This is a genomic window from Bradyrhizobium nitroreducens, assembly GCF_002776695.1.
In the GTDB taxonomy this organism is placed as follows: Bacteria; Pseudomonadota; Alphaproteobacteria; order Rhizobiales; family Xanthobacteraceae; genus Bradyrhizobium; species Bradyrhizobium nitroreducens.
The window spans coordinates 8,080,181-8,103,018 of record NZ_LFJC01000003.1; the positions used below are offsets into that span (position 1 = coordinate 8,080,181).

General features: G+C 65.2%; 26 protein-coding genes. 16 read left to right on the forward strand and 10 right to left on the reverse strand.

Annotated elements, in window-relative coordinates:
* The first annotated feature begins 6 nt into the window (after positions 1 to 6).
* The 4 genes from grxC to TSA1_RS38160 are packed head-to-tail and all read left to right on the forward strand — an operon-like array spanning position 7 to position 1,977.
* Positions 7 to 282 (forward strand): glutaredoxin 3, encoded by a 276-nt coding sequence (grxC, locus tag TSA1_RS38145; RefSeq protein ID WP_100180818.1) that lies wholly within the window; start codon positions 7 to 9, stop codon positions 280 to 282.
* Complete coding sequence (locus TSA1_RS38150) at positions 279 to 1,157, forward strand: carbon-nitrogen hydrolase family protein (RefSeq protein WP_100180819.1); 879 nt, start codon at positions 279 to 281, stop codon at positions 1,155 to 1,157. Before grxC ends, TSA1_RS38150 begins: the two co-directional genes overlap by 4 nt.
* Complete coding sequence (locus TSA1_RS38155; RefSeq protein WP_100180820.1) at positions 1,154 to 1,636, forward strand: DUF1178 family protein; 483 nt, start codon at positions 1,154 to 1,156, stop codon at positions 1,634 to 1,636. The genes TSA1_RS38150 and TSA1_RS38155 overlap by 4 nt, the downstream gene beginning before the upstream one ends.
* A gap of 8 nt (positions 1,637 to 1,644) precedes the next feature.
* The gene (locus TSA1_RS38160; RefSeq protein WP_100180821.1) at positions 1,645 to 1,977 is read left to right on the forward strand and encodes a hypothetical protein; all 333 of its coding nucleotides are present in this window, start codon (positions 1,645 to 1,647) and stop codon (positions 1,975 to 1,977) included.
* Positions 1,978 to 1,983: 6 nt separating this feature from the next.
* Here TSA1_RS38160 and TSA1_RS38165 read toward each other — a convergent pair whose 3' ends face one another.
* The 3 genes from TSA1_RS38165 to TSA1_RS38175 form a co-directional block, all read right to left on the reverse strand.
* A complete protein-coding gene (locus TSA1_RS38165) occupies positions 1,984 to 2,883 on the reverse strand; it encodes an EamA family transporter (RefSeq protein ID WP_100180822.1) in 900 nt (299 codons plus the stop codon).
* A 108-nt stretch (positions 2,884 to 2,991) separates the two neighbouring features.
* The gene (gene ubiG, locus TSA1_RS38170) at positions 2,992 to 3,762 is read right to left on the reverse strand and encodes a bifunctional 2-polyprenyl-6-hydroxyphenol methylase/3-demethylubiquinol 3-O-methyltransferase UbiG (protein ID WP_174719261.1); all 771 of its coding nucleotides are present in this window, start codon (positions 3,760 to 3,762) and stop codon (positions 2,992 to 2,994) included.
* A 14-nt stretch (positions 3,763 to 3,776) separates the two neighbouring features.
* On the reverse strand, positions 3,777 to 4,244 hold the full coding sequence (locus TSA1_RS38175; RefSeq protein ID WP_100180823.1) for a PH domain-containing protein: 468 nt from the start codon (positions 4,242 to 4,244) through the stop codon (positions 3,777 to 3,779).
* 148 nt (positions 4,245 to 4,392) lie between these two features.
* Here TSA1_RS38175 and TSA1_RS38180 point away from each other — a divergent pair, with 148 nt between their 5' ends.
* From TSA1_RS38180 to TSA1_RS38200, 5 genes are all read left to right on the forward strand, one after another.
* Entirely contained in the window at positions 4,393 to 5,649 is a 1,257-nt protein-coding gene (locus tag TSA1_RS38180) for an aspartate kinase (protein WP_100180824.1), read from the forward strand.
* Positions 5,650 to 5,934: 285 nt separating this feature from the next.
* Complete coding sequence (gene ptsP / locus TSA1_RS38185; protein WP_100180825.1) at positions 5,935 to 8,202, forward strand: phosphoenolpyruvate--protein phosphotransferase; 2,268 nt, start codon at positions 5,935 to 5,937, stop codon at positions 8,200 to 8,202.
* A 57-nt stretch (positions 8,203 to 8,259) separates the two neighbouring features.
* Entirely contained in the window at positions 8,260 to 9,345 is a 1,086-nt protein-coding gene (gene prfA, locus TSA1_RS38190; RefSeq protein WP_100180826.1) for a peptide chain release factor 1, read from the forward strand.
* A gap of 4 nt (positions 9,346 to 9,349) precedes the next feature.
* Positions 9,350 to 10,228, forward strand: coding sequence for a peptide chain release factor N(5)-glutamine methyltransferase (gene prmC / locus TSA1_RS38195; RefSeq protein WP_100180827.1), 879 nt, complete (start codon positions 9,350 to 9,352; stop codon positions 10,226 to 10,228).
* A gap of 453 nt (positions 10,229 to 10,681) precedes the next feature.
* Entirely contained in the window at positions 10,682 to 11,458 is a 777-nt protein-coding gene (locus tag TSA1_RS38200) for a DUF4167 domain-containing protein (protein ID WP_100180828.1), read from the forward strand.
* A 57-nt stretch (positions 11,459 to 11,515) separates the two neighbouring features.
* Here TSA1_RS38200 and TSA1_RS38205 read toward each other — a convergent pair whose 3' ends face one another.
* On the reverse strand, positions 11,516 to 12,262 hold the full coding sequence (locus tag TSA1_RS38205) for a methyltransferase domain-containing protein (protein ID WP_100180829.1): 747 nt from the start codon (positions 12,260 to 12,262) through the stop codon (positions 11,516 to 11,518).
* A gap of 108 nt (positions 12,263 to 12,370) precedes the next feature.
* Here TSA1_RS38205 and gloB point away from each other — a divergent pair, with 108 nt between their 5' ends.
* The 3 genes from gloB (at position 12,371) to TSA1_RS38220 (ending at position 14,327) form a co-directional block, all read left to right on the forward strand.
* On the forward strand, positions 12,371 to 13,138 hold the full coding sequence (gene gloB / locus TSA1_RS38210) for a hydroxyacylglutathione hydrolase (RefSeq protein WP_100180830.1): 768 nt from the start codon (positions 12,371 to 12,373) through the stop codon (positions 13,136 to 13,138).
* A gap of 9 nt (positions 13,139 to 13,147) precedes the next feature.
* Positions 13,148 to 13,570, forward strand: a complete 423-nt coding sequence (locus TSA1_RS38215) for a cupin domain-containing protein (RefSeq protein WP_100180831.1) — start codon at positions 13,148 to 13,150, stop codon at positions 13,568 to 13,570.
* Between the two features lie 73 nt (positions 13,571 to 13,643).
* On the forward strand, positions 13,644 to 14,327 hold the full coding sequence (locus tag TSA1_RS38220) for a flavin reductase family protein (RefSeq protein WP_100180832.1): 684 nt from the start codon (positions 13,644 to 13,646) through the stop codon (positions 14,325 to 14,327).
* A gap of 7 nt (positions 14,328 to 14,334) precedes the next feature.
* Here TSA1_RS38220 and TSA1_RS38225 read toward each other — a convergent pair whose 3' ends face one another.
* From TSA1_RS38225 to TSA1_RS38240, 4 genes are all read right to left on the reverse strand, one after another.
* The gene (locus tag TSA1_RS38225; RefSeq protein ID WP_142250975.1) at positions 14,335 to 14,592 is read right to left on the reverse strand and encodes a hypothetical protein; all 258 of its coding nucleotides are present in this window, start codon (positions 14,590 to 14,592) and stop codon (positions 14,335 to 14,337) included.
* A 23-nt stretch (positions 14,593 to 14,615) separates the two neighbouring features.
* Positions 14,616 to 15,485 (reverse strand): aromatic amino acid exporter YddG, encoded by an 870-nt coding sequence (gene yddG / locus TSA1_RS38230; protein WP_100180834.1) that lies wholly within the window; start codon positions 15,483 to 15,485, stop codon positions 14,616 to 14,618.
* A gap of 142 nt (positions 15,486 to 15,627) precedes the next feature.
* The gene (gene phbB, locus TSA1_RS38235; protein WP_100180835.1) at positions 15,628 to 16,353 is read right to left on the reverse strand and encodes an acetoacetyl-CoA reductase; all 726 of its coding nucleotides are present in this window, start codon (positions 16,351 to 16,353) and stop codon (positions 15,628 to 15,630) included.
* Between the two features lie 251 nt (positions 16,354 to 16,604).
* Positions 16,605 to 17,783 (reverse strand): acetyl-CoA C-acetyltransferase, encoded by a 1,179-nt coding sequence (locus tag TSA1_RS38240; RefSeq protein WP_100180836.1) that lies wholly within the window; start codon positions 17,781 to 17,783, stop codon positions 16,605 to 16,607.
* A 313-nt stretch (positions 17,784 to 18,096) separates the two neighbouring features.
* On the opposite strand from TSA1_RS38240, the gene phaR reads away from it, so the two are divergent.
* On the forward strand, positions 18,097 to 18,684 hold the full coding sequence (phaR, locus tag TSA1_RS38245) for a polyhydroxyalkanoate synthesis repressor PhaR (RefSeq protein WP_100180837.1): 588 nt from the start codon (positions 18,097 to 18,099) through the stop codon (positions 18,682 to 18,684).
* Between the two features lie 42 nt (positions 18,685 to 18,726).
* Positions 18,727 to 19,350, forward strand: coding sequence for a class I SAM-dependent methyltransferase (locus TSA1_RS38250; protein WP_100180838.1), 624 nt, complete (start codon positions 18,727 to 18,729; stop codon positions 19,348 to 19,350).
* A gap of 117 nt (positions 19,351 to 19,467) precedes the next feature.
* Here the strand turns inward: TSA1_RS38250 and TSA1_RS38255 are convergent, their stop codons facing one another.
* Positions 19,468 to 20,355: a branched-chain amino acid aminotransferase gene (locus TSA1_RS38255; protein WP_100180839.1), complete on the reverse strand. Its 888-nt coding sequence runs from the start codon at positions 20,353 to 20,355 to the stop codon at positions 19,468 to 19,470.
* A 136-nt stretch (positions 20,356 to 20,491) separates the two neighbouring features.
* Here TSA1_RS38255 and TSA1_RS38260 point away from each other — a divergent pair, with 136 nt between their 5' ends.
* Positions 20,492 to 21,427, forward strand: coding sequence for an alpha/beta hydrolase (locus TSA1_RS38260; protein WP_100181572.1), 936 nt, complete (start codon positions 20,492 to 20,494; stop codon positions 21,425 to 21,427).
* A gap of 6 nt (positions 21,428 to 21,433) precedes the next feature.
* Here the strand turns inward: TSA1_RS38260 and TSA1_RS38265 are convergent, their stop codons facing one another.
* Positions 21,434 to 21,679, reverse strand: coding sequence for a hypothetical protein (locus TSA1_RS38265; RefSeq protein ID WP_100180840.1), 246 nt, complete (start codon positions 21,677 to 21,679; stop codon positions 21,434 to 21,436).
* Positions 21,680 to 21,891: 212 nt separating this feature from the next.
* Between TSA1_RS38265 and TSA1_RS38270 the strand changes: the two genes are divergently transcribed.
* A complete protein-coding gene (locus TSA1_RS38270; protein ID WP_100180841.1) occupies positions 21,892 to 22,764 on the forward strand; it encodes a hypothetical protein in 873 nt (290 codons plus the stop codon).
* The last annotated feature ends 74 nt before the right edge of the window (positions 22,765 to 22,838 follow it).

Consider the following 22,838-nt stretch of genomic DNA (forward strand, 5'->3'; position numbering starts at 1 on the left):
GACGAGATGACCGCTGCTGTCGAGATCTACACTAGGCCGGGCTGCGGCTATTGCTCCGCCGCCAAGTCGCTGCTGACCCGCAAGAAGGCGACCTTCACCGAATTCGACGTCGCCAAGAACGCCTCATGGCGGGCCGAGATGTACGATCGTGCCGGCGAGGGCTCGACCTTCCCGCAGATCTGGATCGGCGGCACCCATGTGGGCGGCTGCGACGACCTCTATGCGCTCGACCGCGAGGGCAAGCTCGACGGCATGCTCGAAAGCGTGAAGGCAGTGTCATGAGCGATGACCGCACATTCACCGCCGCCATGGTGCAGATGCGCACCGGCTTGATGCCGGGGCCGAGCCTCGCGCAGGCCACGAAGCTGATCCGCCAGGCGGCAGCCAATGGCGCCGACTACGTGCAGACGCCCGAAGTCAGCAACATGATGCAGCTGAACCGCAAGGCGCTGTTCGAGCATCTGCAAAGCGAAGAGGACGACACTTCGCTGAAGGCCTATCGGGCGCTGGCGGCGGAACTGAAGATCCATCTCCATGTCGGTTCGCTGGCGCTGCGGTTTTCGCCGGAGAAGGCGGTCAACCGCTCCTTCCTGATCGGGCCCGAGGGCAATGTGCTCGCGAGCTACGACAAGATCCACATGTTCGACATCGAGCTGCCGGACGGCGAGAGCTATCGCGAATCCGCCAACTACCAGCCGGGCGAGACCGCGGTGATCTCCGACCTGCCCTGGGGCCGTGTCGGACTGACGATCTGCTACGATGTGCGCTTTCCTGCGCTGTACCGTGCCCTGGCCGAGAGCGGCGCCTATTTCATCACCGTGCCCTCGGCCTTTACCCGCAAGACCGGCGAAGCGCATTGGCATGTGCTGCTGCGTGCGCGCGCGATCGAGACCGGCTGCTTCATCTTCGCTGCGGCGCAGGCAGGCACCCACGAGAACAAGCGCGAGACCTACGGCCATTCGCTGATCATCGACCCCTGGGGCGAGATCCTCGCCGAGGGCGACGTCGAACCCGGCGTCATCATGGCCAGGATCGATCCGGCCAAGGTCGAAACCGCGCGCCGCGCGATTCCCTCGCTCCAGCATGGCCGCCGCTTCGGCGTATCCGACCCCAAGGCGGGGCCGGACCATCTGCATCTGGTGCGGGGATCGGCATGATCCGCTATGCGCTCCGCTGCGATCGGGACCACGCGTTCGAAAGCTGGTTCCAGAGCTCGTCGGCTTACGATTCGCAGGTCAAGCGCAAGCTGGTGACGTGCCCGATCTGCGGCTCCGCCAAGGTCGACAAGGCGATCATGGCCCCCCGCATCGTCGGCAAGAAGGGCCGCGGGCGCGCGACGCCACCGCCCGAGCCGGTGACGACCGCCGCGCCCGAGGCCGCGCCGTCAGGCCCGACGTCGCTGCTGATGGCGCAGGAAAAAGAGCTGCGCACCAAGCTGAAGGAATTGCGCGATCACATCGTGAAGAATGCCGATAATGTCGGCGAGCGCTTTGCCAACGAAGCCCGCGCGATGCATTACGGCGACAAGGAACACCGCCCGATTTATGGCGAGGCCTCGCCGGAGGAAGCGAAGTCGCTGATCGACGAAGGCATCGAGGTCTCGCCCCTGCCGACGCTGCCGGAAGACCGGAACTAACGCGAGCCATGAGCCGCGAATCCGTTCTTTCGTCGCTCATCCAGTTCGATGTACCCGTAGCGCAACTCAAGGCGGAACTTGGCACGTTGACTTGGGACTGCGCTCCGGTGGTTACTTTGTTGCGTAGCCATATCGCTGCTGTGCTCGACCGATATTCCAGGGGTGAGATCGATGCGCCCACCGTTGAGGATTGGGCAAATCTCGTGGAATGCCGCGAAGATATCGGCTTCGAAGCAGGGTTTGAGGAGTTGATCGATGCCGCGATATTTGATTTGGCAAACCCTATCTTGAATGGCGAGTTGAGCGCAGTGGCGCCCGTGATCCTCGCCAGGCTCCGCTGACAAATCCTACGCCCCCACCAGCACCGCCACACCGATCACGATCAGCGCGATGCCGATGATCTCGCGCGCCGCGATCGGCTGCTTGAACGAGTAGTACGCCACGGCTTGCGCGAACAGCACCTCGATCAGCGCGAGCGTGCGGACATTGGCGGCGGCGGTCAGCGCGAATGCCAGGAACCAGAATTGCGAGGCGAAGGCGCCCATGAAGCCCGCCAGCATCGACGGTTTCCACAAGCCGAGGATCGCCTGCAGCACCTTTGGCGCGCGCCAGAGCAGATAGATCGTCAGCACCAGCGTCTGCACGAACAGGCCGAGCACCAGGGTGAACGAGGCCGCAGTCACGAAGGAGACGCCTGATACGTTGATGATGGCGCCGCGAAAACCGACCGCCGACAGCGCGAAGGCCGCGGCCGCGACGAGGCCGGTGATGGTCGGCTTCAGCTCGGCAAAACTCTTCTCGCCGCCGGGCCGCAGCGCCGTGATGACGACGCCGATCGTCGCGATCACGATCGCCAGCACCTTCAGCCAGGTCAGGTGATCGCCGAGGAAGACGAAGCCGAAGATCGCGGTCTGGATCGCCTCGGTCTTCAGGTAAGCCGTCGTCACCACGAAGGAGCGGTCGTTCATCGCCAGCAGCATCAACCCGGTGGCGACGATCTGGCTGAGCGCGCCCAGCAGCAGCCACGGCCAGAACACGGTCGGCGGCAAGCCGAGATGATCGCCGGTCGCGATCAGCACCACGCCGAGAAACAGCAGCGAGAACGGGAAGCCGAACAGGAAGCGGATGTTGGTCGCGCCCCACGTGCCCAGCGGCTTCGTCAGCGACCGCTGCATCGCATTGCGCGCGACCTGCCCGAGCGCAGCAACGACGGTGAAGGGGATCCAGAGGCTGGTGACGGTGAGCATGGGTGGAGGGCTGCGGCTGGAGAGGCGTGCAGCCAACCTGCCGTCAGCGTGGCGACAGGTCAATCACACCCAAGTCATAGGAGCGATGCTCGGAGCTCGCTCGCACCCTCACACCATCGCTTCGGCCACCACCATGTAGTTCACGTCCATGTCCGACGAGAGCGACCATTTGTCGGCGAAGGGGGAGTAGACCACGCCGGTCTGCTCGGTGATGACGAGGCGGTTGTCGAGCAGATATTTCGTCAGCTCGTCGGGCGTGACGAACTTGTTCCATTCGTGGGTGCCGCGCGGCAACCATCGCAGGACGTATTCGGCGCCGACGATGGCGAGCGCGAAGCTCTTCCAGTTGCGGTTCAGCGTCGAGACCACCATGAGGCCGTTCGGCTTCAGCATCGCGGCGCAGCGTTTCAGGAAGACGCCGACATCGACGACGTGCTCGACCACCTCCATCGCCAGCACGATGTCGAAGCGCTCGCGCGGGTCGATCTCCTCGACCGTGGTGCAGCGATAGTCGATCGCAAGATGGCTCTTGTCGGCATGCAGCCTGGCCGCGGCGATATTGCTCTGGGAAGGATCGACACCGATGACCTGCGCGCCGAGGCGCGACAGCGGCTCGCAAAGCAGGCCGGCGCCGCAGCCGATGTCGAGCACGCGCAAGCCCCCGAGGCAGTTGAGGCTGCGCACATTGCGCTCGAACTTGCGGCAGGCGGCATCGCGGATATAGCCGAGCCGCAGCGGGTTGATCCGGTGCAGCGGCGCCATCTTGCCGTTGGGGTCCCACCACTCTGCCGAGAGCTTTGAGAATTTCGCGATCTCGGCGGCATCGACGGTCGAGCCCGGCTGGGCGGTGGTCGTGGAAGTATCTTGCTGCATGCTCATGGTCAGGCGCGGTCCTACCGCGTGGTGATCGAACTACGGAAGGCGAGCGGCGAGGCGATGGTCCGGATGGTTTCGCGGCCTTCGCCGACCCCGTTGATGGTCACATCGCCGTAATTGAGAATACGTCCAAGGATGGTCTGGTTGACGTCGACACTCTCGACCTTGTCCAGCGCCATCTCGAAGGTGCGGCGCTTGATGAAGCCGGTCTTGTGCACGACCCGGAGGTTGGTGACGTCGGTCTCGGTGGTGAAGCGGTGGAACCAGCCTTTCAAGGTCCAGTACAGCGCAGCCAACGCGACGAGGCCGGCGGCGACGAGACAGAGAAGCACGAGCCCTTCGACCACCGTTTGCCGGGACGCAACGAAGAGTGCGACGGCCACGATCCAGGCCAGGATGGCCGGGAAATAGAATATCCAATGCGCATTGGTCGAATACAGCACCCGTTCGCCGGGCTGCAGAATCTCGTCGATGTAACGCGCCATGACCTCGGTTAACCCATTGCCCGCACCCGGCCCGCAGGAACCCGCTTGCCCCCGGCCCCGCCCCTCTGTATACGCGCGGTCGGGTGCTCGCGGCATCGTTTCGCGCGGGCCACCATACTGATCCCTTTGAAGGAATGCACGCGTCGTCATGAGCCGCCTCGTGATGAAATTCGGCGGCACATCCGTCGCCAACATCGAACGTATCCGCAACGTCGCACGCCATGTGAAGCGTGAGGTCGATGCCGGCCATGAAGTGGCCGTGGTCGTCTCGGCGATGTCGGGCAAGACCAACGAGCTGGTGGCCTGGTGCACCGAGGCCTCGCCGATGCACGATGCGCGCGAATACGACGCCGTCGTCGCCTCGGGCGAGCAGGTGACGTCCGGCCTGCTGGCCATCGTGCTGCAGGGCATGGGCATCCAGGCCCGCTCCTGGCAGGGCTGGCAGATCCCGATCAAGACCAGCGACGCCCATGCCTCGGCCCGCATCGAGGACATCGACGGCAGCGAGATCATCAAGCGCTTTAAGGAGCGCAAGGAGGTCGCGGTCATCGCCGGCTTCCAGGGCATCGAACCGAACACCAACCGCATCACCACGCTCGGCCGCGGCGGCTCGGACACCTCGGCCGTGGCGGTTGCCGCCGCCGTCAAGGCCGACCGCTGCGACATCTACACCGACGTCGACGGCGTCTACACCACCGACCCGCGAATCGTGCCGAAGGCCAAGAGGCTCGACAAGATCGCGTTCGAGGACATGCTGGAACTGGCTTCCCAGGGCGCCAAGGTGCTCCAGGTCCGCTCGGTGGAACTCGGCATGGTCCACAACATGCCGATCTTCGTCCGCTCGAGCTTCGACAAGCCCGAGGATATCGACCCGCATGCCAACCAGCCGCCCGGCACGCTGATCTGCAGCGAGGAGGAGATCATGGAAAGCCACGTCGTCACCGGTATCGCCTTCTCCAAGGACGAGGCCCAGATCTCGGTGCGCCAGATCGAGGACAAGCCGGGCGTTGCCGCCTCGATCTTCGGCCCGCTGGCGGATGCCAACATCAACGTCGACATGATCGTGCAGAACGTCTCCGAGGACGGCAAGACCACCGATCTGACCTTCACGGTGCCGGCCGCCGACTACACCCGCGCCAAGGACACGATTACCGCCGCCAAGGGCAAGATCGGTTATGCACGGCTCGATACCGCCACCGACGTCGCAAAAATCTCGGTGATCGGCAGCGGCATGCGCAGCCATGCCGGCGTCGCCGCCCAGGCGTTCTCGGCCCTCGCGGGGCGGAATATCAACATCCGGGCCATTACAACCTCCGAGATCAAATTCTCGGTTTTGATCGACACGGCCTATACCGAGCTTGCGGTGCGCACGCTGCACACGCTCTACGGTCTCGATCAGGCCTAGACGAATTTTCTCTTAGCGGCCGCAGCAAACGCGAGGTGTCCACACTTTCGCGTTTGGCAGGCGTTTTGCTTGGCAAAACAAGCCCCAATTCGCTATACGGCGAACAGGGTGGGCTGCCGCAGACTGTGTCCCAGTTCAGGCCGCTGATTCGGTGCAGGCACTAGATTTTCAAGAAAATTTGGGTTTGCGCCTGCGCCGGACGAACAATTTGGTTGTTTTTCTGGGATTTTGGCCAGCCGCCGGCCGATACCGCCGGGCCGGGCAGACGAAGGAGATTGAGGGGACATGCGGAGCGCGTCGGGAGGTCCCCGCGTCTTGTTGAGACGGCTCCGCGAAACCATGGCGGAGCAGGTCTCGGCCCAGGAGCGGCTGGACAAGATCGTGGTGCTGATCGCCGCCAACATGGTGGCCGAAGTGTGCTCGGTCTATGTGCTGCGCATCGACAACACGCTCGAGCTCTACGCCACCGAAGGTCTCAACCGCGAGGCGGTGCACCACACCGTGCTGAGCGCCCATGAGGGCCTGGTCGGCCTCGTCGCCAGCGAGGCGACGCCGCTCAATTTGAGCGATGCGCAGAGCCATCCGGCCTTCTCGTTCCGCCCCGAGACCGGCGAAGAAATCTACCATTCCTTCCTCGGCGTGCCGATCCTGCGGGCCGGCAACACGCTCGGCGTGCTGGTGGTGCAGAACCGCGCCAAGCGCAATTATGTCGAGGAGGAGCTCGAGGCGCTGCAGACCACCGCGATGGTGCTGGCCGAGCTGATCGCCTCCGGCGAGCTCTCCGCACTGGCCCAGCCGGGCCAGGAGCCGGCCGCGCGCCATTCCGCGCAGAAGGTCGGCGCGATCCTCTCGGAGGGCATCGCGCTCGGCCATGTGGTGCTGCACGAGCCGCGCGTCGTCATCAAGGACTACATCGCCGAGGACCTGCCGAAGGAGATCAAGCGGCTCGACACCGCGCTCGCCAAGCTGCGCGCCGATCTCGATCGCATGCTGGAGCGCGGCGACGTCGCCGAAGGCGGCGAGCATCGCGAGGTGCTGGAAGCCTACCGCATGTTCGCCAACGACCAGGGCTGGTCGCACAAGCTGCACGAGGCGGTCGCCACCGGCCTCACCGCGGAAGCCGCGGTCGAGCGCGTGCAGTCCGACACCCGCGCGCGCATGCTGCGCTCGACCGATCCTTATTTGCGCGACCGGCTGCACGATCTGGAAGATCTCGGCTATCGCCTGATGCGGCAGCTGGTCGGTCAGGACCACGCACCGTCGCGTGAACAACTGCCCGACAATGCGATCGTCATCGCGCGCGCGATGGGCCCGGCGGCGCTGCTCGACTACGACCGCAAGCGCCTGCGCGGCATCGTGCTGGAGGAAGGCACCGCCAATTCCCACGTCTCGATCGTGGCGCGCGCGCTCGGCATCCCCGCGGTCGGCGAGGTGCCGAACGCGCCCGGTATCGCCGATCCCGGCGATGCCATCATCGTCGACGGCACCTCCGGCTCGATCTATGTGCGGCCCTCTCAGGAGGTCGAGGCGGCCTTCGCCGAGCGCGTGCGCTTCCGCGCCCGCCGCCAGGCGCAATATCTGGCGCTGCGCGACCGGCCCTGCGTCACCAAGGACGGCCAGAAGGTCGAGCTGATGATCAACGCCGGGCTCGCGATCGACCTGCCGCATATCGAGGACACCGGCAGCGCCGGCATCGGCCTGTTCCGCACCGAGCTGCAATTCATGGTGGGCCAGAGCCTGCCGCGCACCAGCGACCAGCTGGCGCTCTACCGCACCGTGCTGGATGCCGCCGGCACCAAGCCGGTCACCTTCCGCACCCTCGACATCGGCGGCGACAAGGCGCTGCCCTATATGGAAGCGGTGATCGAGGAAAATCCCGCGCTCGGCTGGCGTGCGATCCGGCTCGGCCTGGACCGTCCCGGCCTGTTGCGCGGCCAGATCCGCGCGCTCTTACGCGCCGGCGGCGGCCGCGCGCTGCGCATCATGTTCCCGATGATCTCGGAGGTCGCCGAGTTCGATGCGGCGAAGGCGCTGGTCGAGCGCGAGCTCACCTATCTGCGCCAGCACGGCCACACGCTGCCTGAACGAATCGACATCGGCACCATGGTCGAGGTTCCCGCGCTGCTCTATCAGCTCGACGAGCTCCTGAAGAAGGTCGACTTCATCTCGGTCGGTTCCAACGATCTGTTCCAGTTCCTGTTCGCGGTCGACCGCGGCAATGCCAAGGTCTCCGAGCGCTTCGACACCATGTCGGCGCCGATCCTGCGCGCGCTGCGCGATATCTCGCGCAAGTGCCAGGAGGCGAAGAAGTCGCTCTCGCTCTGCGGCGAGATGGCGTCGAAGCCGATCGGCGCGCTGGCGCTGATTGCGCTGGGCTACCGCTCGCTGTCGCTTTCGGCGACCGCGCTCGGCCCGGTCAAGGCCATGGTGATCGATCTCGATGCCAAGAAGGCCGAAGCCATGCTCGGCCCGCTCCTGGACGCGCCGGCAGGCAGCGTCTCGATCCGGCAGAAGCTGACGGAATTTGCCGAGGCCGAAGGCTTGGCATTGTAGCGGGCCTGTCGCCGCTCCCTGCCGCCCCGCCCCTTTTCCGCATTTGAGACCGTACCGATGTCGTCACTCCCCGAAGCCAAACTGGACGTCCTGCTCGCGCATCACGCCTCGCTCGAGGCCGAATCGCTGGGGCAGCTCGCCTCCGAGCGCTACGTCCAGATCACGCGCGAGCTCGCCGAGCTCACGCCGCTGATCGAAGCGGTGAAGACCTACCGTTCCGCCGTCAAGGAGCTCGCCGACACCGAGGCGCTGATCGCCGATCCCGCAACCGATGCCGAGATGCGCGGCATGGCGGAAGCCGAACGCGACGAGCTGACGCCGAGGATCGAGGAGCTGGTTCAGAAGATCCGCGTCGCGCTGCTGCCCAAGGACGCCATGGACGATCGCAACGTGGTGCTGGAAATCCGCGCCGGCACCGGCGGCGACGAGGCCTCGCTGTTCGCCGGCGATTTGTTCCGGATGTACGAACGCTTCGCCAGCCTGCAGGGCTGGAAGGTCGAGGTGATCTCGGCCAGCGAAGGCACCGTCGGCGGCTACAAGGAAATCATCGCGGAGGTGCAGGGCCGCGGCGCGTTCTCCAAGCTGAAATTCGAATCCGGCGTGCACCGCGTGCAGCGCGTGCCCGACACCGAGACGCAGGGGCGCATCCACACTTCGGCCGCGACGGTGGCCGTGCTGCCGGAGGTCGAGGATGTCGACGTCGACATCAAGAACGACGATCTGCGCATCGAGACCATGCGCGCGCAAGGCGCGGGCGGCCAGCACGTCAACAAGACGGAATCGGCGATCCGCATCACCCACATCCCGACCGGCATCGTGGTGATGATGCAGGACAGCCGCTCGCAGCACAAGAACCGCGCCTCCGCCATGAACATCCTGCGCTCGCGCATCTACGATGCCGAACGCCAGCGCGTCGACGCCGCGCGGTCGGCCGAACGCAAGGAGAAGGTCGGCTCCGGCGATCGCTCCGAACGCATCCGCACCTATAATTTCCCGCAAGGGCGCGTCACCGACCACCGCATCAACCTGACGCTCTACAAGCTGCCGCAGGTGATCGCGGGCGAAGCGCTCGGCGAATTGATCGACGCGCTGACCACCGAGCACCAGGCCGCACAGCTCGCCGCACAAGGCGCGGCGGCGTAGCGGCGTGGGCAATTCCTTCACCGGACAATCCATCGAGAGCGCGCGGCGCGCACTGGCTGCGCAACTGAGGTCGGGACTGCTCGATGACGCCGAACTCGATGCCCGTATTTTGCTTGGCGCGGTCCTCGGTCTCGATCTGACCGGCCTGGTCACGCAGGCCACCCGGCCGCTCACCGACGCCGAGGCGTCGCGGCTTGCGCAATACGCGCAGCGCCGGGTCGCCGGCGAACCGGTGGCACGGATTCTCGGGACCAAGGAATTCTGGGGCCTGCCGTTTCGTCTGTCGGATGCCACCCTGGTGCCGCGCCCCGATACCGAGACCGTGGTCGAGCTTGCGCTCGAGGTCCTTCGCGATCGGGAGGTCAAGCAGCCGCGAATCGCCGACATCGGCACCGGCTCGGGCGCGATCCTGCTGGCGCTGTTGCACGAAATTCCCGATGCCTTCGGCGTCGGCACCGATCTCAGCCTCACCGCCCTCGGCACGGCGCGGGACAATGCCCGCGCGCTCGGCCTTGCCGGCCGCGCGGTCTTTGTCGCCTGCTCCTATGCGTCGGCGCTGCGCGGCCCGTTCGACCTCATCGTGTCGAACCCGCCCTATATCCCCTCGGCCGAAATCCCGACATTGAGCATCGAGGTGCGCGAGCACGACCCGCATCTGGCGCTGGATGGCGGCAATGACGGATATGACGCCTATCGCGCCCTGATCCCTCAGGCGAGCGAGTGCCTCGCCCCCGGCGGCGCGCTGATTGTCGAGGCCGGACAGGGCCAGGCGAGAAACATTGAGACCCTTATGGAAGCCGCGGGGTTAACGGTGGACAGGCCAGCGAAGGCCGACCTGGCGGGCATTCCGCGGGCCGTTTCGGCCCGAAAAATGCCCCCATAAAAGCCGGATTGGCGTGCAAAAAGCTCTTGGAATATCCCTTGGGAACGACTACGTTCCGATCAACAGATCGGTGCCGGCCCCGTAGACCTACGGGCGAAAGCCGGGCTCTCGGGCGAGAGCTTTACTGATTATAGGTTCCAAGCCGCAGGTCCTGTTGAGCGCGATGGCCATTGGAGCTGTGCTGCTCTCCGACCGCAACGTGAACGAAAGCCTGATATTGCGCTTGAAGACTTACGCAACAAAGCTGGGCTTGTTTCGGCAGGCAAAATGAATGGGTTCGCTGGCGATCAGTGCTGGCGGGTGGGGAACGCGTCTTTGTTGAGCGCGACGGTCGACGAACATCGGCAGGGATCAATCCGCTCGTGCGCGTGAGCAATGTGAACCGCTGTCACCAGGTCACTCCTAGCAATCAGTAATGCGTGCAACCTTTAGGGCTGGAATTAAAGGCAGGACATGAGAAACGGTCAGAACAAGCAGCGGATGCGCAACCGCAACAACAACAATAACAACAACCGGCGCAGCCAGAACCCGATGACCCGGGTCTACGAGTCCAACGGACCCGACATCAAGATCCGCGGCACCGCCTCGCACATCGCCGAGAAATATCTGCAGCTCGCGCGCGACGCGCGCTCCTCCGGCGACCCCGTTGCGGCCGAGAACTACTACCAGCATGCCGAGCATTATTTCCGCCTGATCGCGGCCGCTCAGGAGCAGTTCCGCCAGAACCAGCAGCCGCGCGGTGACGAGCCCGTCAGCAGCCATGGCGACGACGGCGAAGACGACGGCGAGAATTTCTCGAATTTCGGCCAGGAGCCGGGCTTCGTCCCGCAGCCGCCGCAGCAGCAGTCCTTCATGCGCGACCGCGACGGCCAGCGCGAACATCATCAGCGTGACCATCAGCAGCGCGACAACCAGCAGCCGCGCGAGCACCGCGAACGCGACCATCGCCCGCAGCCGCAATTCCAGCCCCAACCGCAATATCAGCCGCAGCCTGCGAACCAGCCGCAGCCCGTCATCGGCGACGCCGGCAGCGTCGATCGCCTGCCATCCTTCATCACCGGCCCGCAACCGCAAGTGAATGTCGGCGCCAATGGCGGTCAGGCCGGCTTCGAAGGCGGTGCCGGCGGTGGCGAACGCTATCCGCGCCGGCGGCGCCGGCCGCATGGCCCGCGCCCCGAGCGCGAGGCAGCTCCAGCCGCCTCGAGCGACGAAGTCGCCCCCGGCGAGTGAGCCTGTTCTGAATTTTGAACTGCAACCGTCCCGGCCTCGCGCCGGGACGTTTTGTTTTCAGCTGCGTGTCACCGTGGTCGAGGACGGCACCAGCACCGGCTTTGCCAGCGAGGGAATCAACCGCGCCCGTTCGCGCTTGGCGGGGATTGCGCGATAGACCTGCTTGGTGGCCTCGACGATGTGCACGCCGGCAAAGGGCAGTGACAGCGCTGCGCCGGCACGCTCCCACATTTGCGCCGATCTCAGCACCCAGCCGCCGGCATAGGGCGGCATGAACAGGGCCTCGCCCCAGGCGGTCGGCGTGAACCAGGTCTGGCGCAAGAGGTCGGTGATCTGCGAGCGTGAATAGGGCCGGCCGTGACCGAACGGCGTGCTGTCGGTGCGGGTCCACACCCCGCGCCGATTCGGAATCACCGCGATCACGCGGCCCGAGGGCGACAGCACCCGCCAGACCTCGCGCAGCAGCGCGGCCGGATCATCCGACATCTCCAGCGCATGGATCAGCAGGATGCGGTCGACCGCGGCGTCGGGAAGCGGCAACGAGAATTCGTCGACCAGCGAGGCCAGCGCCGGCCGCCCCGTCGGCCATTTCAGGACGCCCTGGGCCGCCGGCATGAAGGCGATGCAGCGCTCGGCATCCTCCCGGAACAACCCCAGATAGGGCGTGGGATAGCCGATGCCGAGCACGCGCTGGCCTTGCGCGCCCGGCCAGCGCTCCCTGATGCCGCGGTTGATCATTTGCCGCGCCACGATCCCGAGGCGGCGGGAATAGAACTCGCGGAGGTCGACGACGTCGATGGTCATGACGGCAATGTAACATGCACGAGAGCGCCGCCGCGCGCGGAATATTGCATTGCCTGCGCAACGTTAACGCCATATTTGTCTGGCGGGGCTGAGCCCGATGGAGATGACATGGCCGCCGAAATTCGTACTTTCACCTGTTTAAACGACAATTTCGGTTATCTGATCCACGATGTCGAAACCAAGGCGACGGCGTCGATCGACGCGCCGGAGGCGGGCCCCATCATCAAGGCGCTGGAGCGCGAGGGCTGGCAGCTCACCGACATCCTGATCACCCACCATCACGGCGATCATGTCGGCGGGGTCGCCGAGCTCAAGCGGAAATACGATTGCCGCGTCGTCGCGCCGCACGACAAGACCACGGGGATCGCGGACGTCGATCTGCGCGTCGCCAATGCCGACGTGGTCAAGATCGGCAATTTGCTGGCGCGCGTCATCGAGACACCCGGCCACACGCTCGACCATATCTCCTACGTGTTCGACAACGAAAAAGCGGTATTCGCCGCCGACACGCTGTTCTCGATCGGCTGCGGGCGCGTGTTCGAGGGCACCTACCCGATGATGTGGGATTCGCTGCTGAAGCTGCGCGCCCTGCCCGACGACTTCAAGCTCTATTGCGGCCACGAATACACGGCGTCCAACGTCAAGTTCGCCCTCACCGTCGAGCCCGACAATGCGGCGCTCCAGGCGCGCGCGGCGGAGGTGGCGAAGCTGCGGGCCGAGAACAAGCCGACCATTCCCACCCTGCTTGGCGAGGAGAAGCGGGCCAACGTGTTCCTGCGGGCCGACGAACCGCAGGTCGCAGCCAGGCTGCACATGAAGGGCGCGGATGCCGCCGCGGTGTTCGGCGAATTGCGCGAGCGCAAGAACAAGTCCTGACGAGGATCGATGCCGACAGCAGCCGAGATCATCGCGCGCCTCGAACTCCGCCCGCATCCCGAAGGCGGGCACTATCGCGAGACGTTTCGCGACCAGACTACGGACGCCAACGGCCGCTCGCGCTCGACCCTGATCTACTTCCTGCTGGCACGCGGCGAGCGCTCGCACTGGCATCGCGTCGATGCGGTCGAGACCTGGCACTATTACGCCGGCAGCCCCCTGATGCTGCGCATCGCCCATGAGGGTTGCTCGCAGCACGAGGTGCGGCTGGGCGCGGACCTCGTCCATGGCGAACGGCCGCAGGCGATCGTGCCGGCGCAGGCCTGGCAGATGGCGGAAACCACGGGCGAGTGGACGCTGGTCGGCTGCACCGTGGCACCCGCGTTCGAATTCGCCGGCTTCGAGCTCGCACCTCAGGGCTGGGAGCCGTAACGCGATCTGGAATCGGGTGGGATCGATCCGTCGCGCATCGTAGGACGGCGCTCGCAGCGAACAGGAGCGCAAGATGCACGGTACATTCGATCCCCCGACGGTTCAGATCGACCCGGCCATTCTCTATTTCGGAACGCCCGTCGTCCTGATCGGATCGACCAACGACGACGGCTCGCACAATCTCGCGCCGATGTCGTCAGCGTGGTGGATCGGATGGCGCTGCATGCTCGGCCTCGCCCGCAATTCCAAGACCACCGAGAATCTGATTCGCACCGGCGAATGCGTACTCAATCTGCCGTCGGCGGACCTCGTTGCCGCCGTCGATCGCCTCGCCCGCACCACCGGATCGGATCCCGTGCCGCCGGGAAAGCTCTATCGTGGCTATCGGCACGAGAGGGACAAATTCAATCTCAGCGGTCTGACGGCGCTGCCGGGCGAAACAGTCCGCGCGCCGCGTGCGGTCGAATGTCCGGTGCAGATGGAGGCAAAGCTCGCGCATGTGCACGACATGGCACAGGACGACGCGGTCTGGCGCGGCAACCTCGCGGCCATCGAGGTTCGCATCACCCGCGTGCACGCACACCCCGATATCATGATGGACGGCGCGCCCAACCGCATCGATCCCGACAAATGGCGCCCGCTGATCCTCAGCTTCCAGGAGTTCTACGGCCTGACGCCGCAACGCCTGCAGCGCTCCGAGCTCGGACAGATCCCGGAAGCGATGTACCGGCCGCCGGGCTGGCAGCCCGCGCCTTAGCTGCAGATCAGTCGTGATTGGCCGAAGCGCGGCTCCGCACAGGCAATCGTCGGACGATGATCGTGGGCAATGTCTCGTAAGGCGGCCAAAAGCCGCCTGTCCGATATCGCCGCTCAGTCAGCTGAACGAAGGATTTGCCGTCACTGACCGTGGCGGTCTCGGAACGGCCGCGTACGCGCTCCTTCCGATGGATGCCGGTGAATGTTTCGGGCTTCGCCACGACCTGTGCCACGGCGCCCGGACAAGCGAGGTCGGCAAGCAGCATGAGCGATATCGCGAGCGGACGAATCATCGTTTGCGCAACACCATGTCCTTCGCCGCGATCAGGCCGCCGCCGGCGATCAGGACCGCGGCGATGGCGATGTTGGCGCTGGCTTTTGCGAATCCTGCGGCGATGAGGAAGCCGGTCGAGAGCAGCGGCGTTGCGTAGGAGGCGGCGCCGAGCACGCGGATGTCGCCGCGCTTCATGCCGATGTCCCAGGCGTAGAAGGCGGCACCGACGGGACCGATGCCGAGCGCGATCACCGAGAGCCATTGCACCGCGGTCTCCGGCCAGACCGTCGTCTCGAGCAGGCCATGCATCAGTGCGGCGAGCACGGCCGTTGCAAGGCAGAAGCCCGCGACCGCGTCGGTCGGCACAGCTTTCAACCGACGCGACAGCACCGAATAGGTTGCCCAGACGAAGGCCGCGATGAAAGCCGCGATCAATCCCGGCACCGCTCCCGGCGCAAACCCACTGGAATTGCCGGCGAACAGCAGCACGGTGCCGACGAGACCGAGCACGGCGCCGATGATGTGATGCAGGGCGAGCCGCTCGCCGGGCAGGAACGACGAGAACAGCACGATCAGAAGCGGCCACATGTAGTTCAGGAGGCCGGCTTCGGCCGGCGGCGCAAAGCGCAGCGCCAGAAAATACAGCGCGTGATAGCCGAACAGGCCGCCGACGCCGACGACCCAGACGACGAGCGGCTGACGCAGGCTCTTCGCCGCATCGCCGCGGCCGATCCAGGTGAGCAGGCCGACCAGACCGCCGATCGCAAACGTCATCGCAGCGAGCTGGAACGCCGGGATCTTTCCGGTCGCCACCGTCATCACCGAGAGCAGCGACCACATCAGGATCGCGGTCAGGCCGATCAGCGTGGCGGTGCGGGGAGTCATTGGCCCAATGTTTCCGTCATGGCCGGGCTTGTCCCGGCCATCCACGTTCTTCCGTGGCGACGGCTGTTGTAAGTCCGTGGATGCCCGGGACAAGCCCGGGCACGTCGATGGCGACAATATCAGCCGGCGTGATGCGATCGCATCACACCATGTACTGACCGCCGTTGACCGTCAGGGTCGAGCCGGTGATGAAGCCGGACTCGTCGGCCGCGAGGAACACGACCGCGCGCGCGATCTCCTCGGGCTCGCCGAGCCGGTTGGCCGGGATCTGCGGGATCACGTTCTTCTCCAGAACGTCCTTCGGTACCGCCTGCACCATCTCGGTGTTGATGTAGCCGGGACAGATCGCGTTCACGGTGATGCCGCCCTTGGCATTCTCCAGCGCCAGCGCCTTGGTGAAGCCGATGTCGCCGGCCTTCGCCGCGGAATAGTTGACCTGGCCGAACTGTCCCTTCTGTCCGTTGATCGACGAGATCGAGATGATGCGGCCGAACTTGCGCGAGCGCATGCCCTCGATGACCTGGCGCGTCATGTTGAAGAGCGAGCCGAGATTGGTGTTGATGACGGCGTTCCACTGCTCGAGCGTCATCTTGTGGAAGGCGGTGTCTCGGGTGATGCCGGCATTGTTGACGAGCACCTCGATCGGTCCGAGATCGGCCTCGACCTTCTTCACGCCTTCGGCACAGGCGTCGAAACTGCTGACGTCCCATTTGTAGACGGCAATGCCGGTCTCGGCCTTGAACTTCTCCGCGGCCGCATCGTTGCCGGCATAGCTCGCCGCAACCTTGTATCCAGCCGCCTTCAGTGCCTTGCTGATCGCAGCACCGATGCCCCGCGTACCACCCGTGACCAATGCAACACGTGCCATATCCCATTCCTTCCCTTGGACTCTTCGGACGTTTCTGGAGTGATTGTTTTTAGCGTTGGATTATGCGGTTGGTTTGACGGACATCAAGAACAAAACGCCCGGCGTTGAGCCGGGCGTTTGTATTTAGTCGAGGCCTGCGCGCTTGCGAAGAATATTTGATTTGCAACCGCTGCCTTTTTAGTCGCGTGCAACGCACTCACCGAGGTGTGCAGCGCACGCGCAACAGCACCTCAGCTACGCGTCAGTTACCCTCAGTCGCGCGCCAGACACATCGCGATACCCATGCCGCCGCCGATGCACAGCGTGGCAAGGCCCTTCTTCGAATCGCGCTTCTGCATCTCGTGCAGCAGGGTCACCAGCACGCGGGCGCCGGAGGCACCGACCGGATGACCGATCGCGATCGCGCCGCCATTGACGTTGACCTTCGAGGTATCCCAGCCGAGGTCCTTGTTGACGGCGCAGGCCTGCGCCGCGAAGGCCTCGTTGGCCTCGATCAGGTCGAGATCGCCGACATTCCAGCCGGCCTTCTTCAGCGCGGCGCGCGAGGCCGGGATCGGGCCCGAGCCCATGATCTTCGGATCGACGCCGGCCTGCGCCCAGGACACGATGCGCGCGAGCGGCTTCTTGCCTTCCTTGGCCGCCTGCTTGGCGGTCATCAGCACCACGGCGGCAGCACCGTCATTGATGCCGGACGCGGAGCCCGCGGTGACCGTGCCGTCCTTCTCGAAGGCTGGCTTGAGCTTGGCCATCGCATCGAGCGTTGCGCCATGGCGCGGATATTCGTCGGCGCTGACGACGACGTCGCCCTTGCGGGTCTTGATGGTGACGGGGACGATCTCGTCGTTGAACTTGCCGGCCTTCTGCGCCGCCTCGGCCTTTTGCTGCGAGGCGACCGCGAACTCGTCCTGCTGGGCACGGGTGATCTGCCACTGCCGCGCGACGTTCTCGGCGGTGTTGCCCATGTGGTAGCCGTTGAAGGCATCCCACAGGCCGTCCTTGATCATGGTGTCGACGAACTCGACGGGACCCATCTTGACGCCGCCGCGCAGATATTGGGCGTGCGGGGCCATGCTCATGGATTCCTGGCCGCCGGCAACCACGATCTCGGAATCGCCGTTGAGCAGCGCCTGATAGCCGAGCGCGACCGTGCGCAGGCCCGAGCCGCAAAGCTGGTTGACGCCCCAGGCCGGGCTCTCCACCGGGATGCCGGCGCCGATCGACGCCTGGCGGGCCGGGTTCTGGCCCTGGGCGGCGGTCAGAATCTGGCCCATGATGACTTCGGAGACGCGGCCGGGCTCGATGCCAGCGCGCTCCAGCGCGGCCTTGATGGCGACGGCGCCGAGATCATGAGCGGGAAGGGTCGCGAACGCTCCGTTGAAGCTTCCGACCGGGGTGCGGGCGGCGCTGACGATGACGACATCGTCTGACATGGGCATCTCCTGAGGCTTGAGGTTCTTTGAAGGGGCAGGCGGGGCTAGAGAAACGGCTCGCCAGTGTCGTGAGCCATCCTGTTAACGTCGTTGAGGCATGTCAATCGGCCGGCGACCGAATTCATGCCGCAGCGCATTCAAAATAGCGTTCTTGGCGCTTTCGCAAGCAAGATTTTGCTCCGCGATTAACCGTGCCGCACAAAACGGTAGCGTGAGCCCTTTGAAAATGCTTATTTTGTTGCGTTGCGTACTCTTCCCGCCCTGCGGCATGGCCCGCCGGGTTCCCGTTCTCCGCGTTTGCAAGTGAGAGCCCATGGCGAAATCAGACCAACCCACAACCATCAAGAAATACGCGAACCGCCGGCTCTATAACACCGGGACGAGCACCTACGTGACGCTGGAAGACCTCGCCGCGATGGTCAAGGATGGCGAGGATTTCCTGGTCTATGACGCCAAGACCGGCGACGACATCACCCGCTCCGTGCTCGCCCAGATCATCTTCGAGCAGGAGAACAAGGCCGGCCAGAACCTGCTGCCGACCACCTTCCTGCGTCAGCTCATCCGCTTCTACGGCGACAGCATGCAGATGGTGGTGCCGAAATATCTGGAGCAGTCGATCGCGACCCTGACCCAGGAGCAAGAGAAGTTCCGCAAGCAGATCGCCAACACCCTGTCCGGCACTCCCTTTGCTCCTTTGGAAGAACAGGTCCGCCGCAACATGGAGCTGTTCCAGCAGACCTTCTCGATGTTCAAGCCCTTCGCCCCGCCCCGTCCGGCGACCGCCGAGCCGGAGCCCGATGCGAATGCGGAGACGCCGAAGGACAGCAACATCGACGATTTGCGCCAGCAGATGAAGGAAATGCAGGACCGCCTGGAGCGGATGTCGAAGAAGGACGAATAGGTCTTTCCTTACCTCCGCACCCAATGCGCCGGAGGATGCGCGATGTCCGACCGAAGTTCCCATTGGGACGGAGTCTACGCCACCAAGGGCGAGGCCGAGGTCAGCTGGTTTCAGAATAGCCCCTCGACCTCGCTCGCGATGATCCGGGCGGCCGGTCCAGATCATGACGCGGCCATCATCGATATCGGCGGCGGCGCGTCCCGTCTGGTCGATGCGTTGTTGCGGGATGGATATCGCGACGTCTCCGTGCTGGATCTCTCCGCGAACGCGCTTGACGCCGCCAGGAAGCGCATCGGCCCCGCCGCAGCATCAGCCAGCTGGATCGTTGCCGATGCCACGACATGGCAGCCCGCGAAGACCTACGAGGTCTGGCACGATCGCGCCGCCTTTCACTTCCTGACCGATCCCCGCGACAGGGCGGCCTACGTCGAACGGCTGCGGTCGGCGCTCGCCCCCGGCGGCCATGTCATCATCGCAACGTTCGCACCCGACGGTCCGGAGAAGTGCAGCGGCCTGCCGGTGCAGCGCCATGACAGCGCGAGCCTCGCAGCGGAGCTCGGGCCGGATTTCGCGCTGATCGAGACCCAGAGCGAGACGCATCATACGCCGTGGGATTCGACGCAGGCGTTTCAGTTCAGCCGGTTTCGAAGGCGCGGCCAAAAGTAGCCGTCGTGCCCCGCGAAGGCGCATCCAGTACGCCGCGGCTTATCGAGGAATCACAACCGTCTCTGGAATACTGGATCGCCCGATCAAGTCAGGCGATGACAGCGGAGTAAACAGCAACTACGCCGCCAGCTTCACCGCATGCGCAAAGTCCCAATAGAGCTTTCGTGCCTTGGTGTAGAACGGGCCCGGCGTCAGCTCGTGCTCGTCGATACGGATCACCGGCGCGACCTTGGCGAAATTGCCGGTGGAGAAGATCTCGTCGGCCGCCAAGAAATCGGCGTAACGCAGCGTCTTCTCGACCACCGTGACGCCGTCGCCGCGCAGCAGGCTGATGACGCGCTGGCGCGTGATGCCGTTGAGGAAGGTACCGTTCGGCACGGGCGTGAAGACCACGCCGTCCTTGGCCATGAACACGTTGGAATTGCCGAACTCGGCGACGTTGCCGAGCATGTCGAGCATCAAGGCGTTCTGGAAGCCGCGGGAGGCGGCTTCGGCGAGCGCGCGCGAATTGTTCGGATAGAGGCAGGCCGCTTTCGCCTCGACCGGCGCGCATTCGGCCGTGGGCCGGCGGAACGGCGACAAGGTGATGGCGTTGCCGACGGGTTTGGGCATCGGCGCCTCGTAGATGCACAGGCACCAGTTGGTCGTTTCGGGATCGAACAGCACGCCGCCGCCGCTTCCGTTCTCGGCCCAGTACATCGGGCGGATGTAGAGCTCGGCATTGGCCGCGAAGCGCGCGATGCCTTCGCTTGCGAGCGTGAGCCAGGTCCCGGCATCGACCACCGGCTTCAGGCCGAAATTGATCGCGGATTGATTGGCGCGGGCGACGTGACGGTCGAGATCTGGCGCGACGCCCTCGAAGGCACGTGCACCGTCGAACACCACCGAGCCGAGCCAGGCCGCGTGCGTGCGCGGGCCCATGATCGGCACGTTGCCGTCGTGCCATTTGCCCTCGAAGAAGGTCCAGCTCGGCGAATATTCGATCGGTTTCTTGATCTCGGCCATGTCAGGCCTCCCCTGGCAAATATCCCGGCACTATTGCCCCAATTTCTAAACGATTTGCGTAGGGGGCCGGGACACTTCCCTGGAGGGTAAGACATGACAAATCGGCTATAATGTCGGCCACGATATGGAGTCCGCCATGCCGCTCGATCCGCTCGCAAAGCGCTTGTTGACCATGATGGCCGCGGCTGCGCCGCAGGCGAGAACCCGGCCGAGCGTGGAGGCGCGGCGGCAATCGTTGGCAAAGCTGATGCAGTTCGCCCGCACCGATGCGCCTGACGTGACGACGCGCGACGGCGTGCTGCCCGGCCGCGACCACGAGGTGCCCTATCGGCTCTACACGCCTGCAAGTGCCGAGGAGCTTGCGCCGGGCTTCGTGTTCTTCCACGGCGGCGGTCTCGTTGCCGGCGGCATTGCCACGCATGACCGCATCGCGGCGGCGCTGGCGCATGCCACCGGCTGCCGCCTCGTCTCGGTCGACTACCGGCTCGCGCCGGAGCATCCCTTTCCGGCCGCGATCGAGGACGCGATCACCGCCACCGAATGGGTTGCGCGCGAGGCCGCCTCGCTCGGCGTCGACGCCGACCGCCTGGTGGTCGGCGGCGATTCCGCCGGGGCAACGCTCGCGGCGATCGTATGCCAGGAGGCGGCGCAGACCGCAGGCCTTGCCATCGCCGCGCAATGTCTGATCTGCCCGGTGCTGGATTTCGAGGAAACCTCGCCCTCACGCGAAGCCTTTGCCGAGGGCCATCTGATCGACCGCGTCACGATCGAGGCCGATCTCGCCGACTATCTGCCCGAGGGAATCGACACGGCAGATCCCCGCGTGTCTCCGCTGCGCGCAACACGGGTCGCTGGCCTGCCGACCGCGATCATCCACACCGCCGAATACGACCCGATGCGCGATGAAGGCAACGCCTATGCCCGCAAGCTGCTCGCCGCAGGCGTCGCCGTCGAGCATGTCTGTCACGACGGCATGGTTCACAATTTCCACGCCATGGGCGCGATCCTGCCGCAAGCGCAGCTGGTGCTGTCGCAGATCGGCGAGCAGGTGCGGCGAGCGGTGGAGAGGTAGTGCGGATTACGCGCGCGCGTCGATCACGGCCCGGGCGGCCATGACGTAGTCAGGCCAATGCGCGTCCGCATAGCGCTCCGCCTGGCGGGCGCAGCTGACATCGGGCGCATGCGCGGCGGCAATCATGCGCGCAAAGCGTTCCTCGGCAACCGTCGTGTCATCGGGCACCGGCGCGGGCGCAGCCGCCACGGCGGTCGGAGCGACGGCGAGCCCCGCCATTCCAGCGAGCAGGATGCGGCGTGACGTGGTCATGGCTGTCGTCCTCCGTTGTCCGGCCTATCTCGGCCGGCGAGCGAGTCAGTGCGATCCCGGCAAGGTAGCCGCGCCTGTCGATGCCGTCCATGGTCTGCCGATAGCGCTTGACCGCGGGAACAATCACGTTCCATCTAGCTCACGATTTCGCCACCACGACCCACGCGTCGGATTGTCACGTGTCCCCTCGCCGCCCATCACATCGTCCAGTCTTGCGCGCTGTCGCGATGGGACTGGCCTGTCTGGTGGTTTCGGCCGGCGCGGCCTTCGCCGCCGACGACGAGGAGGATGCGCCGGCGAAACCCGCGATCCCGAACCTCTATCTCGATCTGCGTACGAGCTATGCGTCGATCCCTGCGGGGACGCTCGGGCTCGGCTTCGGCAGCACGTCGCTGTCGACCGCCCTCGAAGCCCTGGCGGTGCGCAGAGGCGCGACGCTGCCGAACGGCCTGCCGGCCGCGAAGTCGATTGCCGTCGACCTGCCGCTGACCGTCGACGTCAACGACCGCGTCTCGCTCTATGGCGGCGTATCGGGCTCGACGACCGACATCGGCGGCGGCTGGTCGACGTTCGACGTCACGAGCTGGAACATTGGCGTGCAGGCTGACCTTTATCAGCAGAATGGCGGCAGGATCCCGACCATCACGCTGCAATCGACCCTGACGCAGTCGGTGCCGAACGAGCAGGGCATGACGAACTCGTTCAACAACATCCTGGAATTCGACTACGCGCTCGACGAGGACGAGACGCGGGGCTGGCTGGCCGGCATGCAATATACCTACACCACCATCGCCAGCCCGTTCGCCAGCATCCGGCCAAACACGATCCTCTATGCCGGCGGCTATTACCAATGGCCGAGCAACTGGAAGTTCACCGGGCGCCTCGGCGTGCAGTCGTTCGGCGGCGCGCAGCTCGCGGGCCGGACGCTGGCGGAGTCCTTCACGCAGCCGATCCTGCGGCTCGACCTCGATCGCATGGACGACAACGACAACCGCCTGTTCGGCATCACCGCGCAGATCGCCTGGATGCCGAAGCCGTCCTACCAGCTGACCCTGCGAACCCCGCTCTACGCCGCGCGGAACTAGAGCATTTTCGGTTCTGATTGAATCAGAACCGAAGCTCTAGATTCTTGTTTTGACGCGTTTTCTTCACGCGAACC